Annotated in this window: 14 protein-coding genes and 1 pseudogene; 7 read left to right on the top strand and 8 right to left on the bottom strand. The window is 42.6% G+C overall.

Annotated elements, in window-relative coordinates; translation table 11 throughout:
* Window positions 1–30: 30 nt before the first annotated feature.
* The 5 genes and pseudogenes from xerC to lptM all read right to left on the bottom strand — a co-directional run.
* Window positions 31–981 (bottom strand): tyrosine recombinase XerC, encoded by a 951-nt coding sequence (gene xerC, locus HC723_RS08275; RefSeq protein WP_190338736.1) that lies wholly within the window; start codon window positions 979–981, stop codon window positions 31–33.
* Between the two features lies 1 nt (window position 982).
* Window positions 983–1,726, bottom strand: a complete 744-nt coding sequence (locus HC723_RS08270; RefSeq protein WP_225874273.1) for a DUF484 family protein — start codon at window positions 1,724–1,726, stop codon at window positions 983–985.
* Window positions 1,727–1,887: 161 nt separating this feature from the next.
* Entirely contained in the window at window positions 1,888–2,718 is an 831-nt protein-coding gene (gene dapF / locus HC723_RS08265) for a diaminopimelate epimerase (protein WP_153445529.1), read from the bottom strand.
* A gap of 59 nt (window positions 2,719–2,777) precedes the next feature.
* Window positions 2,778–4,028 (bottom strand): diaminopimelate decarboxylase, encoded by a 1,251-nt coding sequence (gene lysA / locus HC723_RS08260; RefSeq protein WP_153445527.1) that lies wholly within the window; start codon window positions 4,026–4,028, stop codon window positions 2,778–2,780.
* Window positions 4,029–4,223: 195 nt separating this feature from the next.
* Window positions 4,224–4,322 (bottom strand): annotated as a pseudogene (gene lptM / locus HC723_RS17425) (LPS translocon maturation chaperone LptM); the annotation flags it as partial.
* Window positions 4,323–4,433: 111 nt separating this feature from the next.
* Here lptM and cyaY point away from each other — a divergent pair.
* Both cyaY and tusA read left to right on the top strand, forming a co-directional pair.
* Window positions 4,434–4,748 carry an iron donor protein CyaY gene (gene cyaY / locus HC723_RS08250; protein ID WP_153445523.1) on the top strand — a complete coding sequence of 105 codons (315 nt, stop codon included), beginning with the start codon at window positions 4,434–4,436 and terminating at the stop codon, window positions 4,746–4,748.
* 4 nt (window positions 4,749–4,752) lie between these two features.
* Window positions 4,753–4,998: a sulfurtransferase TusA gene (gene tusA, locus HC723_RS08245; protein WP_153445522.1), complete on the top strand. Its 246-nt coding sequence runs from the start codon at window positions 4,753–4,755 to the stop codon at window positions 4,996–4,998.
* 87 nt (window positions 4,999–5,085) lie between these two features.
* On the opposite strand, the gene HC723_RS08240 is transcribed toward tusA, so the two are convergent.
* On the bottom strand, window positions 5,086–5,346 hold the full coding sequence (locus HC723_RS08240) for a hypothetical protein (protein ID WP_190338735.1): 261 nt from the start codon (window positions 5,344–5,346) through the stop codon (window positions 5,086–5,088).
* Between the two features lie 124 nt (window positions 5,347–5,470).
* Window positions 5,471–6,034, bottom strand: a complete 564-nt coding sequence (locus HC723_RS08235; protein ID WP_190338734.1) for a manganese efflux pump MntP — start codon at window positions 6,032–6,034, stop codon at window positions 5,471–5,473.
* 259 nt (window positions 6,035–6,293) lie between these two features.
* Between HC723_RS08235 and glyQ the strand changes: the two genes are divergently transcribed.
* The 5 genes from glyQ to HC723_RS08210 all read left to right on the top strand — a co-directional run bounded on the left by glyQ (window position 6,294) and on the right by HC723_RS08210 (window position 12,793).
* A complete protein-coding gene (glyQ, locus tag HC723_RS08230; protein WP_153445516.1) occupies window positions 6,294–7,223 on the top strand; it encodes a glycine--tRNA ligase subunit alpha in 930 nt (309 codons plus the stop codon).
* A 2-nt stretch (window positions 7,224–7,225) separates the two neighbouring features.
* Entirely contained in the window at window positions 7,226–9,292 is a 2,067-nt protein-coding gene (glyS, locus tag HC723_RS08225) for a glycine--tRNA ligase subunit beta (protein ID WP_190338733.1), read from the top strand.
* Between the two features lie 202 nt (window positions 9,293–9,494).
* The gene (locus HC723_RS08220; protein WP_190338732.1) at window positions 9,495–10,757 is read left to right on the top strand and encodes a valine--pyruvate transaminase; all 1,263 of its coding nucleotides are present in this window, start codon (window positions 9,495–9,497) and stop codon (window positions 10,755–10,757) included.
* Window positions 10,758–10,922: 165 nt separating this feature from the next.
* Window positions 10,923–11,711: a carbohydrate-binding protein gene (locus HC723_RS08215; protein ID WP_190338731.1), complete on the top strand. Its 789-nt coding sequence runs from the start codon at window positions 10,923–10,925 to the stop codon at window positions 11,709–11,711.
* Window positions 11,711–12,793: a KTSC domain-containing protein gene (locus HC723_RS08210; RefSeq protein ID WP_190338730.1), complete on the top strand. Its 1,083-nt coding sequence runs from the start codon at window positions 11,711–11,713 to the stop codon at window positions 12,791–12,793. The genes HC723_RS08215 and HC723_RS08210 overlap by 1 nt, the downstream gene beginning before the upstream one ends.
* A gap of 85 nt (window positions 12,794–12,878) precedes the next feature.
* Here HC723_RS08210 and HC723_RS08205 read toward each other — a convergent pair whose 3' ends face one another.
* Window positions 12,879–14,333, bottom strand: a complete 1,455-nt coding sequence (locus HC723_RS08205; RefSeq protein ID WP_190338729.1) for a catalase — start codon at window positions 14,331–14,333, stop codon at window positions 12,879–12,881.
* Between the last annotated feature and the right edge of the window lie 94 nt (window positions 14,334–14,427).

Below are 14,427 nucleotides of genomic sequence, written 5' to 3'. Positions count from 1 at the left end.
GGATTTCCTTATACAGACAGGGTGACCTGATCAGTCGTCAGATGATTTGATTTTCTTGGCTCTTGGATGGGCTTTATCATACACCTGCGCTAAGTGTTGAAAGTCTAAGCTGGTGTAAATTTGCGTGGTAGATATATTTTCGTGTCCAAGTAGCTCTTGCACCGCGCGGAGGTTACCACTGGATTCAAGTAAATGGGTAGCAAAGGAATGGCGCAGTTTGTGCGGGCTAATATGGCTAGACACCCCTTGTTTAATGCCCCATTCCGCCATGCGCTTTTGCACATTGCGATGAGAAATCCGATTACCACGTTGCGACACAAATAAAGCAGGCTCATCTTCTGCAGCCAATGAAGCACGGATCTGCAACCAACGCTCTAGCCATTCTTTGGCATAACCCGACACCGGCACTTTACGTTCTTTATTGCCTTTACCAATAACACGAATTTCGCCTTGATCCATTTTGCCGTGACTTAAATGCACTTGCTTGGCATCAATCGCCACCAATTCGGCTAAACGCAAACCGCCGCCGTACATTAACTCCATCATGGCGCGATCACGAATCGCTAATGGGTCATCACCTTGCACTTCTAGCAAGATCCCCATTTCATCGACATCAAGATTTTTGGGCAGTGGACGTTGCTTCTTCGGCGCAGACACCCCTTTGGCTGGGTTAGCTTGTAGCAGACCAATCACAATCAAGTAATCGAGAAAACTGCGCAATGAAGAAAGACGCGTAGCAATACTGCTGGCTTTTAATCCCTCTCGCTTGGCTTTACTGGCAACTTGCCTGACCCAAGCGGCGTCAATGTCTTGCCAACAAGTTAAGCCCGATTCAGACAGTTGCAATGCAATGGTGGTGAGTTGTTGCTGGTAATTGGCTTTGGTGCGCTCACTCAAGCCTTTTTCATTGATCAGATAATCATAAAATCGCTGCAAGGGTTGAGCAAAGTTCTCAGGGACGACGTCATGCTCAAAATTCATATTAAGACTCGTTGACGCAACTCAGTTTTTCAACTGAGTTTATCTCTGCGTCATCCTCTTGAGTGATTGAGACCACTAAAAAGGCTACCAGCGCACAAAGATGATTGAGAAATAGCGTATCCATTTCAGGTTGGAAGTGGCCACCTTCTTGGCTTGAAAACGCTAATAAGCCTAAGCTCTCTTTACGCACTAAAGGCAAGATCACATAAGAGCCTAATTCAGACAGTTCATCACTCGCGAAGCGATCTCCGCCAAATAAAGCGTGACGATCATTGCGATTTAAGCGGCCTAAATACGCTTGCTTACCATTGAGGTGATTGGTAATAAAGCGTTGATGGGTTTCGGCTTCTAGCGCCCATTTATTGTATTGCTGATCGAGTAAAAATATATGCGATTTTAAGCCGATATTGTTGGCATACCCATCCAATGCGGTGACTAATTGCGATAAAGAGTCACAACGCAATAACTGCTGCTGTAAGTCCATTAACTGATGAAAAGTGCGATCATTTTTAGCTGCCAGTGACATTAACTGGGTAATATCTTCTTCCAACTCTTCAATTTTTTGTCGTTGCCGACGCATTTGGATTTCGACTAATGACACTGCGCCTTGTTGCTGATGCGAAATTGATAAGCGATCTAACAAGCGTCCGCGATCAGCAAAAAAGTCGGGGTGATCTTTTAAGTAATCCGCCACGATTTCAGCGGTTAAGTTATCAGCGGCAATTTTCTGTTCAGTTACGGACACAAGACACTCTTTTTGTTGTAAAAATTATAAGCGGATAATAAAGCGAATTAATCATGAGGATAGAGAAAAGTGCCCAAGATCATCTATGGTCTTTTTAAAGTGCCCATAGATAGGCCAGCGTCTTTGCAGCATCCTCAATGTTAATCGCTATTCACTAGTGGTTAGCAGGTAATTTGACCATCATACACATGTGCCACAGGGCCTGTCATGTGCAATGGATGACCTTCACCTATCCAGAAAATACGCAACTCACCACCGGGTAATTGTACCGTCACTTCGGCATCTAATAAGCCTTGGTCAATCCCAATCGCTACCGCGCCACACGCACCACTACCACAAGCTTGGGTTTCGCCCGCACCACGTTCATAAACCCGTAGTTTCACATTATTACGATCGAGAATTTGCATAAAGCCGGCGTTAACACGTTCAGGGAAGCGTTCGTGGGATTCAAGTAATCGACCTACCGATTCCACATCAAAGCTATCCACATCATCGACAATGGTCACTACATGCGGATTCCCCATACTGACTGCACCACAAAATAAAGTGTGTTCGCCAGCGCGTAGAATGTAGGTCTTTTCCGCTTGTTTGGCTTTAAACGGGATCTTGCTTGGTTCAAATACCGGCTTACCCATATTAACCGTCACCATATCGTGGCTTTCCACTTTTAAGATCATACGACCTTTTTTGGTGCTGACATTAATACTGTATTTATTGGTTAAGCCTTTCATACGCACGAAACGAGCAAAACAACGGGCACCATTGCCACATTGTTCTACTTCGCTGCCATCGGCATTGAAAATACGATAATGGAAATCGGTTTCTGGATCATAAGGCGCTTCTACCACCAACAATTGATCAAAGCCAACACCAGTATGACGGTCGGCTAAACGACGGATCAGATCAGGGGAAAAGAAGATGTTTTGGGTAACACAATCGACCACCATAAAGTCGTTACCCAAACCGTGCATTTTAGAAAAATGGAAATGCATACTGCCTCATTAAGCGTATAAAAATTTAAAAATAAAACATCACCAATTGGCGATAAAATTTAAGGGAGTAAGCTTTCTAGCTCCCACAGCGATTCCACTTTTTCACGCTGGCGAACCACATGGGCTTGCGAGCCGTCGACAATCACTTCTGCCGCACGACCACGAGTATTGTAGTTAGAAGCCATCACAAAACCATAAGCACCTGCCGAGCGCACCGCTAATAAGTCGCCTTCTTCCAGCACTAATTCGCGATCTTTACCAAGGCAATCACCGGTTTCACAAATCGGGCCAACTAAGTCGTAAGTTAATGCCTCACCTTTACGCGGCGCGACTGGCACAATATTCATCCAAGCTTGATATAAAGAAGGACGGATCAAATCATTCATCGCCGCATCAATCACCGCAAAATTTTTGTGCTCAGTCGGTTTTAGCAATTCAACCTTGGTCAGCAACACCCCAGCATTAGCAGCAATGGCGCGACCCGGTTCAAAAATAAGCTCAAGATGGCTGTGATTTTCTAAGCGAGATAATAATGCTTTGGCGTAATCAGAAGGTTGAGGTGGCAATTCATCACGATACACCACCCCTAAACCGCCACCGACATCCAAATGACGAATATGAATACCTTGCGCGGTTAGCTCATCAATCAAGGCTAACAAGCGATCGATGGCATCAATAAACGGTTCTAATTCGGTTAATTGCGAACCGATATGGCAATCAATACCTTGCACATTAAGATTCGGCAAACTGTTGGCAAATGCATACACTTGTGGCGCGCGATCAAATGCAATACCAAACTTATTATCACGCAAACCTGTCGAAATATACGGGTGCGTATGGGCATCAACATCGGGGTTAATCCGCAGTGAGATTGGCGCAATCACCCCGAGTTCACCTGCCACTTTATTTAAACGCTCAAGTTCAGGCTCTGACTCAACGTTAAAACATTTAATGCCTAACTCTAACGCACGCTTCATTTCAACTGCGGTTTTACCCACACCAGAGAATACGATTTTTTTCGCATCACCACCGGCGGCAATCACACGTTCAAGCTCACCGCCCGACACAATATCAAAACCCGACCCTAAACGAGCCAGAACATTTAACACCCCAATATTGGAATTCGCCTTAACTGCATAACAGACTAAATGCGGGTGCTCTGCCACCGAACAATCAAACGCTTTCCAGTGACGCTCTAATGTCGCGCGCGAATACACATACAACGGCGTGCCATGTTGATTTGCTAACTCAGTAAGAGATACATTTTCAGCCCAAAGCCGACCATCATCCTGATAATTAAAATAATCCAATTTTGTCTTCCTTTACTGTGCCGATTATTCGGGTTGAGATTGTGCTTCTGTTTTCGATGGTTGCGGCTGGGTATCTAAGGTCGATTCCGCGCTACTTGCCGCTGGATCTATCGTCGATGACGCCGCGCTTTGTGCTGGCTCAACAACAACTGAACCATCTTTACCTTTAATTGAAACCGCGCCAGTATTGCTTGGCTCTGGCTGATCTTGAGGTAAATAAAGCGGCCCAGTTTGACCACATCCGGCTAAGGTTGTTACCAGCAAGGCAAACCATGCTAAAGTGTGTTTTTTCATATCGATATCGTGATTAATGATTTAATGCCCTCTATAATCGCATCACATACAAGAAAAGCAATACTAAACGGGCGATATCAGCACCCAGCCTCAATAAAGGATAAACAAAATATGAATGATACTGAATTTCATCAACTGGTCGATATTCAAATGACGGCGATCGAAGAAGCGATTGATGAGTCTGGCGCCGATATTGATTATGAAGTGTCGGGCAATGTGATGACGCTTGAATTTGAAAATCGCAGCCAAATCATTATTAATCGCCAAGAGCCGATGCACGAAATTTGGTTAGCCTCTAAATCCGGTGGCTATCATTTTAAATACGTTGAAAATGAATGGATTTGCTCAAAAACTGGAGTGGAATTATTCGCACTCGTTAAAACCGAATGCGCTAAACACGCCGATGAAGAGATTGAGTGGGTATAACACAATGCCATTTACTGCTGATAACGCGACTAAAATATTAGATGCCCAAGGGCTACGCTGCCCAGAGCCGGTGATGATGGTGCGAAAAAACATCCGCGCCCTACAAGATGGTGAAACTTTACTGATCACCGCCGACGATCCATCAACCACGCGGGATATTCCAAGTTTTTGCCGCTTTATGGATCATCAACTGATCGCCGCTCAAACCGAGCAATTGCCGTATCAATTTTTGATCAAGAAAGGCTTGTAAATACGACAGTGCAAAAACCCAATTAAGAGAGTCAATAAGGCTGCTGGATGCATAACGCCGTCATCACCAGTGAGCAGCCTTAACTCATTAATCGCTCTCTTTTTTCTGAGAAAGTTGCTGTTGTAGCTTATCCACACGCTTATTTAATTCGGTAAGCTTTTGATTAAGAGGAATAATGTACAACACTCGAATCCAAGCTTCGACCGTTAACATAGATAAGATGATCGCACCCGCTACCATTGGCAACCACATACTAGTTAGCATCATGCCAATAAAAGTTAACGCTAAGCCAAAAGTAAATAAATAGCTTTGGCTTTTGGGGGTCATTCCTGCATAACGTGTCAACATAAGTCACCTCACCAATACATTCACTCAATCTATACATTGTAAGCTATGATAATGACAAAACCATTAATCGAGTCTTATTTTAGTTCTTTATTATTAAACTCGTTTTTAATCATAAATTTAGCCATCAAACCAACAAAAGCTTAAACGCGATCAATATCAACACAATTCCGCCAGCCAGTTCCGCTTTACTCTCCAACCAAGTGCCACTTTTTCGCCCGATAAACACACCTATAAAACTAAAGATAAAAGTCACGATACCAATAATGGCGCAAGCAACAAACGGATTAACATCCAACAACGGCAAACTAAACCCTGCCGCCATCGCATCAACACTGGTGGCAATCGCGAGCGTTAACATTATGCGATGGGTCACTTGGCAAATATCGTCTTCAATTCCTTCTGAAAACGCTTCATAAATCATTTTAGCGCCAATAAAGAACAATAATATAAACGCAATCCAAGACGCATAACCTTCAATCCAACCTAACACACCATGGCCGCCTAAAAAGCCAATAAACGGCATTAATACTTGGAATAATCCAAAATAAATGCCAGCTTTAAGCGCTAAATCTAACGGTTTTGTTTGTTCTGATTGGGGTGATTGACTAGCCAATTTTGAGCCTAAACCAATCGACACCGCAAAAGCATCCATACTCAGCGCTAACGCTAATAACATTACATCTAACATTGCTTATCTCACATTCGTTGGGTAATTGAGCGCCTTTATTGTTATTTATTGTGTTTTTCAGGCGTATCTTGCGGTCAAAGCTTATAAGTTAGCGCCTTTTCCTGCAATCACAGATTGAGGCCAATAAGTGAACTCGCTATACTGATTGACTATTTATTAGGGGTTGTTTGTATTTAATGCCACATCGGCTTGAAATACAAATACCCCCTGTACACAAATTGCGATACACATTGCGCGAACAGAGTAGGCAAATAAAGTTATGCAAAAATACGACGTCAAAACCTTTCAAGGAATGATCCTCGCGCTGCAGGATTATTGGGCCCAAGTTGGCTGTACCATTGTTCAACCTTTAGATATGGAAGTAGGTGCGGGTACTTCTCACCCAATGACCTGCCTACGCGCGATCGGGCCTGAGCCAATTGCGGTTGCTTATGTACAACCATCACGTCGCCCTACTGATGGTCGTTACGGTGAAAACCCAAACCGCCTGCAACACTATTATCAGTTTCAAGTGATCATCAAACCATCACCTGACAATATTCAAGAGTTGTACTTAGGTTCACTAGAAACGTTAGGCATTGATACTTTAGTGCACGATATTCGTTTCGTAGAAGATAACTGGGAAAACCCAACTCTTGGTGCTTGGGGTCTTGGTTGGGAAGTATGGCTAAACGGCATGGAAGTGACACAATTTACTTACTTCCAACAAGTCGGTGGCCTTGAGTGTAAACCGGTTACTGGCGAGATCACTTACGGTATCGAACGTTTAGCCATGTACATCCAAGGTGTCGACTCTGTTTACGACTTAGTCTGGACTGATGGCCCGCTAGGTAAAGTGACTTATGGTGATATTTTCCATCAAAACGAAGTTGAGCAATCGACTTACAACTTCGAGCACGCGGATGTTGATTTCCTATTGGGCTTCTTCGATCAGTGTGAAAAAGAATGTCAGGAATTGCTGGCACTTGAAACACCGTTATCTTTACCCGCTTACGAGCGCATTTTAAAAGCGGGTCATGCCTTTAACCTACTCGATGCACGCAAAGCAATTTCTGTTACCGAACGTCAACGTTACATCTTACGTATTCGTAATTTAACTAAAGCAGTCGCCGAAGCTTATTACGCCTCTCGTGAAGCGTTGGGATTCCCAATGTGTAAAAACAATGACTCAAAAAGCGAGGAGAAGTAATCATGGCGAAGAATTTTTTAATTGAGCTCGGTACTGAAGAATTACCACCAACCCAGCTTCGCACCTTAGCAGAAAGCTTTGCCGCTAACTTTGAAGCAGAACTTAAATCAGCGGCTATCGCGCATGCTGGTGTTAAGTGGTATGCCTCTCCTCGTCGTTTAGCGTTAAAAGTGACGGATTTAGAAGAAGGTCAACAAGACAAAATCGTTGAAAAACGTGGTCCTGCGATTGCTTCTGCTTTTGACGCCGACGGTAATCCAACCAAAGCTGCTCAAGGTTGGGCGCGTGGTAATGGCATTACAGTTGAGCAAGCCGAGCGTCTAAAAACTGATAAAGGTGAATGGCTACTGCACAAACAGCAAGTGAAAGGCCAACCGGTACAAGCACTGGTGGTAGATATGGCAGCAAAAGCATTATCTAACCTTCCTATCGCCAAGCCAATGCGTTGGGCTGACAAAGACACTCAATTTATTCGTCCAGTGAAAACCCTGACTATCTTGTTAGGTGATGAACTGATCGAAGGTGAAATCTTAGGCGTAGCTTCTGCTCGTACTATTCGCGGCCACCGCTTTATGGGCGAACGTGAATTTACTATCGACAACGCCGATCAATACCCAAGCTTGCTAGAAGAAAAAGGCAAGGTTATGGCCGATTACGAAGCGCGTAAGGCTATTATTCTGCGTGACTCGCAACAAGCCGCCATTGCGGTTGGCGGTACCGCCGATCTTGAAGATGACTTAGTTGAAGAAGTAACATCTTTGGTTGAATGGCCTGTAGTATTAACCGCTAAGTTTGAAGAAGAGTTTTTGAAAGTGCCTTCTGAAGCTTTGGTTTATACCATGAAAGGCGATCAAAAATACTTCCCTGTGTACGACGATAATAAGAAGTTGCTACCTAACTTTATCTTTGTGTCGAACATTGAATCGAAAGATCCACGTCAAGTAATTGAAGGTAATGAGAAAGTGGTTCGCCCACGTTTAGCCGATGCTGAATTCTTCTTCAACACCGACCGTAAGCGTACTTTAGAATCTCATCTTCCAGAGCTTGAAACTGCGATCTTCCAAAAGCAACTTGGTACGATTAAAGATAAAACCGATCGCATTACCGATCTTGCCGGCTTAATTGCTGAAGCGATTGGCGCGGATGTAGCAAAATCAAAACGCGCAGGCTTACTTGCCAAGTGCGACTTGATGACCTCGATGGTATTTGAATTCACCGATACCCAAGGCGTTATGGGCATGCACTATGCTCGCCATGATGGTGAAGATGAAGAAGTCGCAGTGGCGCTAAACGAGCAGTACATGCCTCGCTTTGCCGGTGATGACCTACCAAGCTCCGATGTGGCAGCCGCAGTAGCTATGGCCGATAAACTGGATACTTTAGTTGGTATTTTCGGCATTGGCCAAGCGCCAAAAGGCTCAGATCCATTTGCTCTACGTCGCGCTGCATTAGGTATTTTGCGCATCATCGTTGAGAAAGGTTACCATCTAGATTTAGTCGATTTAATCGCACAAACTAAATCACTGTTCAAAGTAGACCTAAGCAACCAAAAAGTTGAAGACGACGTTCTTGAATTCATGCTTGGTCGTTTCCGCGCTTGGTATCAAGACGCTGGATTTAGCATTGATATTATTCAAGCGGTATTAGCTCGTCGCCCAACCAAGCCGTTAGACTTCGATCAACGCGTAAAAGCCGTTTCTCACTTCCGAGGACTAGACGAAGCCGAAGCACTGGCGGCTGCCAATAAACGTGTTGGTAATATCCTCGCTAAATTCGATGGTGAATTAAGCGCTGAGATCGAGTTAACGCTGCTGCAAGAAGACGCAGAAAAAGCCTTAGCCGAAGAAGTCGAAGTGATGACCGAAGCACTCGAGCCTGCATTCGCCACTGGTGACTACCAACAAGCCCTGAGCAAGTTGGCCGCGCTACGCAAACCAGTTGATGCTTTCTTCGATAATGTGATGGTAATGAGCGATGATGAAGCATTGAAGAAAAACCGCTTAACACTGCTGAACAACCTACGTAACTTGTTCTTGCAGATCGCGGATATTTCTTTGTTGCAGAAATAGAGTGGCAGAATAAATAAGGTTTATTATCAGAAATATACCTTTGAAATAAAAGCCTAAGCGACACTCATTTGATGAGGTTAGCTTAGGTTTTTTTGTGTTTGAAAAATAAAATATATTGCTAATACCAGAAAAATCCCACCTTCTCCATGCTCGATATTTCGTGTATGTTGGGCAGTAGAACACTAATGGATTAGGTTGGGTTATGCAGTATTCAAAGTTTGGTAATAAGTTTAATCGATTCTCTGGTATTACCCAGTTAATGGACGATCTCAATGATGGTTTGCGTACCCCTGGCGCGATCATGCTCGGAGGTGGAAACCCAGCCGCCATTCCAGAAATGGTAGAATACTTCAAGCAAGCCAGCGCCGATATGCTTGCCAGTGGCGAATTAATTAACGCCATGACCAACTATGATGGCCCACAAGGTAAAAACACCTTTACCCAAAGCCTAGCCAAGCTATTAAAAGACACTTACGGTTGGGATATCAGCAGCAAAAATATCAGCCTTACCAACGGCAGCCAAAGCGCATTCTTCTCTATTTTTAATCTATTTGCCGGTAAACATGACGATGGCAGTCATAAAAAAATCTTACTCCCTCTCGCCCCAGAATATATCGGTTATAGCGATGCCGGTATCGATGAAGATATTTTTATTTCTTATCATCCTGAAATCGAAATCCTTGAGAACCGCATGTTCAAATATCATGTTGATTTTGAGCAAGTACATGTCGATGATTCTGTCGCTGCAATTTGCGCCTCACGCCCTACCAATCCGACCGGAAACGTCTTAACCGATGAAGAAGTGTGTAAGCTTGATAAACTGGCCCGCGCCAACAATATTCCATTAATTATCGATAATGCTTACGGCACCCCATTCCCAGACATTATCTTTGAAGATGTTACCCCGTTTTGGAATGACAACACTATTTTGTGCATGAGCTTATCGAAATTAGGCTTACCCGGCGTGCGCTGCGGCATCGTGATCGCCAGTGAAGCCATGACCCAAGCCATGACCAACATCAATGGTATTGTTAACCTCGCGCCGTGCAGCATCGGCCCAGCGATAGCCAATCACATGATTGAACAAGGGGATTTATTACCATTAAGCGAAAATGTGATCAAACCCTTTTACCAGCGCAAAGCCTTACATGCGGTAGAGTTACTGCAAACCGCCATCCCCGATCCTCGCTTTAAAATCCATAAACCCGAAGGGGCGATTTTTTTATGGCTATGGTTTGATCAACTGCCCATCACCAGCATCGAACTCTACCAACGCCTAAAAGCCCGTGGTGTATTGATTGTACCGGGTGAATACTTTTTCTTTGGTCAAGAAGCGAAAGAAGAAAAGTGGGATCACGCCCATCAATGCCTACGCATGAACTACGTGCAAAGTGATGACGACATACAACGAGGTATTGAGATCATTGCCGAGGAAGTGAATAAGGCGTATAAAGTTTTAAAATAGACTGAGTTTCATTTTTTCTCTCACAAATAAGAAAAAATGAAACTCATTCATTAAAAATATTCAGCTTATCTAAAATAACAAACAATCTTTCTACTAAACACAAAAACCACTCAACATCACCAATAACATTCTGTATTTTTCTTCTTTTATTAAGAAGGGAATAACATGAAAAAAATAATTTTTATTTACTTTATTTTATTATCACCATTCGCGTATGCGTATGATGAATGGGATAAGAATACCACTTACCATGCTGGTGATATGGTCAAGAAAGACGGTGTAATTTATGTTTCGACTCATTGGAATAAAAAATCCCCACCAGCCAATAATAAAAACAATTGGGATGGCTGGATTACATTCCCTAACAACAAACCAGAATGGGATGCATCTACTTCATACCACGGTGGTGATGTAGTTGCCTATCAAGGTAAGTTCTATTTATCCAAATATTGGAATCATGGTACGACACCACATAACAATGCCCCTTGGTTGATACTGATTGGAGCCGATAAACCAACCCCTCCCACAGAACCAGACCCAACTTTAGATCCTGAAAGTAAAGCCGCCATTTTAGGTATCGATAGCAACAATAATGGCCTTGATGATGAATATGAAGCCAAAATTGAACAAACTTATAGCAATGAAAAAGATAAGGAATTAGCTAAGGCTTTAGGGATAAGCTGGAGAATAACAACCGAGTTTTACTTTATAGATCAAGAGCTAATTGATAAAAAAACAGCAGAAAGAGCCATTATAACTTCTAGTTCATTATATTCTTGCTCTCAAGATAAGATTTATAAAAACAATGGTTATATACCCCCTAATAATCTATATTTTAGCTCAATACATAGATCTTTCTCTTACCGTATGGCCCAATCCAAGTTGGCAAATATTATTGATATGAATAAAAATCATATTGATAATAGATCATGTGCGGAATTTGAGGAAAAATGATGAAACATATATTACTCTTGATTGTTATTATTTCAAAACTAACTTATGCCAATTGTTCAGAAAATGTAGACAACACCAATATTCACTATATAAACGGTATGTTTACTAACAAAGAAAGTTATAATAAAAACATCTCTGAACTAGAATTTTTTTCACATAACAACTTGTATAATTGGAATTTCACTTTCGATATTAATTCGAATGGTTCTTGGAATCAAAGTGAATCATTCCTTATACAATTCAAACAAGTAGCCTTGCAAAAATTCACCGAACTCAATGTTAATAAAGCAGTTCAAGAAAATATATCTAATACATTCTCAGGGTTTGATACTGCACCAACCTCTCAACAATCAGCCCAAGAAACGACTGATGTTATGTCTGCAATATTGGAAGAAATTCATGATACTTATTACCAAGATCAAACTTTTCAGCATGCCTATTCATCTGTGACTAAGTTACTTGATGAATGCAAAAGGGTCGTGTTAATTGGACATAGTCAAGGTAACTTTTACACCAATGCCTTGCTCGATAATTTATATTCAAGTTATCAATACCCTGACGGTTCAACATTGCATGACTATAGAATGTTAGGCTATTTTGGTTTCGCTTTACCAACCAGCAGCGTGGGCGGATATACAGGTGATCAATACCCACACTTAATGGGTTTTATCACTAATGATAATGATCTTATAATGGCAGCGATCCGTTATACTATTGGTGCTCTTCCTTCAAATTATGATAATGATTTCAGTCTATCTGATTTCACTGGGCATTCTCTTATCGTTTCTTATTTGCATAAGCTAGGCCAGTCTAATATTGCAGCAACTAATATCAGGAATATTATCAGCCAACTATATCCACCACCAATAGCCGATAAAAATATAACCTATAGTTCTGCTATGATCAGCTATGGTTACTCAAAACTCAGCCAAGTGCTTGATATAAAATTTTTCGACTCTTCTGTATATCGATACTTAAATGTTCCCTATAAAGAGTTTGAATTATTTGTTAACTCTAAGTCAAAAGGGTCATTTTTTAATTCATCGATAAAAAATATATACCCTTATGTAAAGATAAAATAACCCTACTCCCTCCTTTTGGAGTAATTAAAAAATAATGCCGAAGCTCTCACTTCGGCATTATTTTATTTACCACAAAAATCTGCGATTAACTCGCGTATTCACTCTCTTCAATGCCTAGTAACTTAGCAATACCGGCCGCATAAGCAGGGTCTGCTTTGTAACAATTGCTTAAATGACGTAGTTGGATATGCTTGGCGGCACCACCAATATTACCAGCGGTGTTTTCAAACAAGATCTGTTGCTTCTCTGAGGTCATTAATTGGAATAATGCACGTGGTTGTGAGTAGTAATCATCATCATCTTCGCGGAAATCCCAATGAGCGACGGCGCTATCGAGTCTTAATGGCGGCTCGGAGAAATCGGGTTGCTCTGCCCACTCACCTTGGGAGTTTGGTTCATAACCAATAGTGCCGCCATGGTTGTTATCGACCCGCATTGCGCCATCACGATGATAACTGTGTACTGGGCAACGTGGTGCATTGACTGGGATTGAATGATGATTCACCCCCAAACGGTAACGCTGTGCATCGCCATAATAGAACAAGCGCCCTTGCAGCATGCGATCGGGCGAGAAGCTGATCCCCGGAACCACACTCGCGGGGTTAAATGCAGATTGCTCGACTTCAGCAAAGAAGTTCTCAGGGTTACGGTTAAGCTCAAACTCCCCCACATCGATCAATGGATAATCTTTATGTGGCCAAATTTTGGTTAAATCAAACGGGTGATAAGACACTTTTTCAGCATCAGCTTCTGGCATGATCTGAACTTGGAATTTCCATTTTGGATAATCGCCATTATCAATGCTATCAAGCAAATCGCGCTGGTGGCTTTCACGGTCTTCACCGATCAGTTTCGCCGCTTCTACTTCGCTTAAGTTTTTGATCCCTTGTTGAGATTTCATGTGGAATTTAACCCAGAAACGCTCATTGTCAGCATTGATAAAACTAAAGGTATGGCTACCAAAACCATGCATGTGACGGTAAGTGGCAGGAATACCACGATCACTCATCACAATTGTCACTTGGTGCAATGCTTCGGGTAATGATGTCCAGAAGTCCCAGTTATTATCGGCGCTACGTAGATTGGTACGCGGATCGCGTTTTACCGCGTGGTTTAAGTCGGGGAATTTAAGTGGATCACGCAAGAAGAAAACCGGCGTATTGTTGCCGACTAAATCCCAGTTACCTTCTTCGGTATAAAATTTTAAAGCAAAACCACGAATATCACGCTCGGCATCGGCTGCGCCACGCTCACCAGCAACGGTAGTAAAGCGAGCAAACAGATCGGTTTTTTTACCAATCTCAGAGAAAATTTTGGCTTTGGTATATTGGCTAATATCGTGGGTAACGGTGAAAGTCCCGTAAGCACCAGAACCTTTAGCGTGCATACGACGCTCAGGGATCACTTCGCGATCAAAATGGGCCAGTTTTTCGAGAAACCATACATCTTGCAGTAATTGAGGGCCGCGCTTTCCGGCAGTCTGGACATTTTGGTTATGCGCCACTGGACACCCAGCCGCAGTGGTTAATTTTTTAGACATATATGCATCCTTTTTTCTGATCTAATTAATCATGAGTATTCCTAACTCGATATCTACAGATTAGACCAGACTGGCTGATATTTATTAATCTAAA

Source organism: Vibrio sp. S11_S32, from assembly GCF_014694465.1.
Classification (GTDB): Bacteria; Pseudomonadota; Gammaproteobacteria; order Enterobacterales; family Vibrionaceae; genus Vibrio; species Vibrio algicola.
Note: the sequence above shows the minus strand (reverse complement) of the source record. Positions and strands in the feature narration are given on the sequence as shown.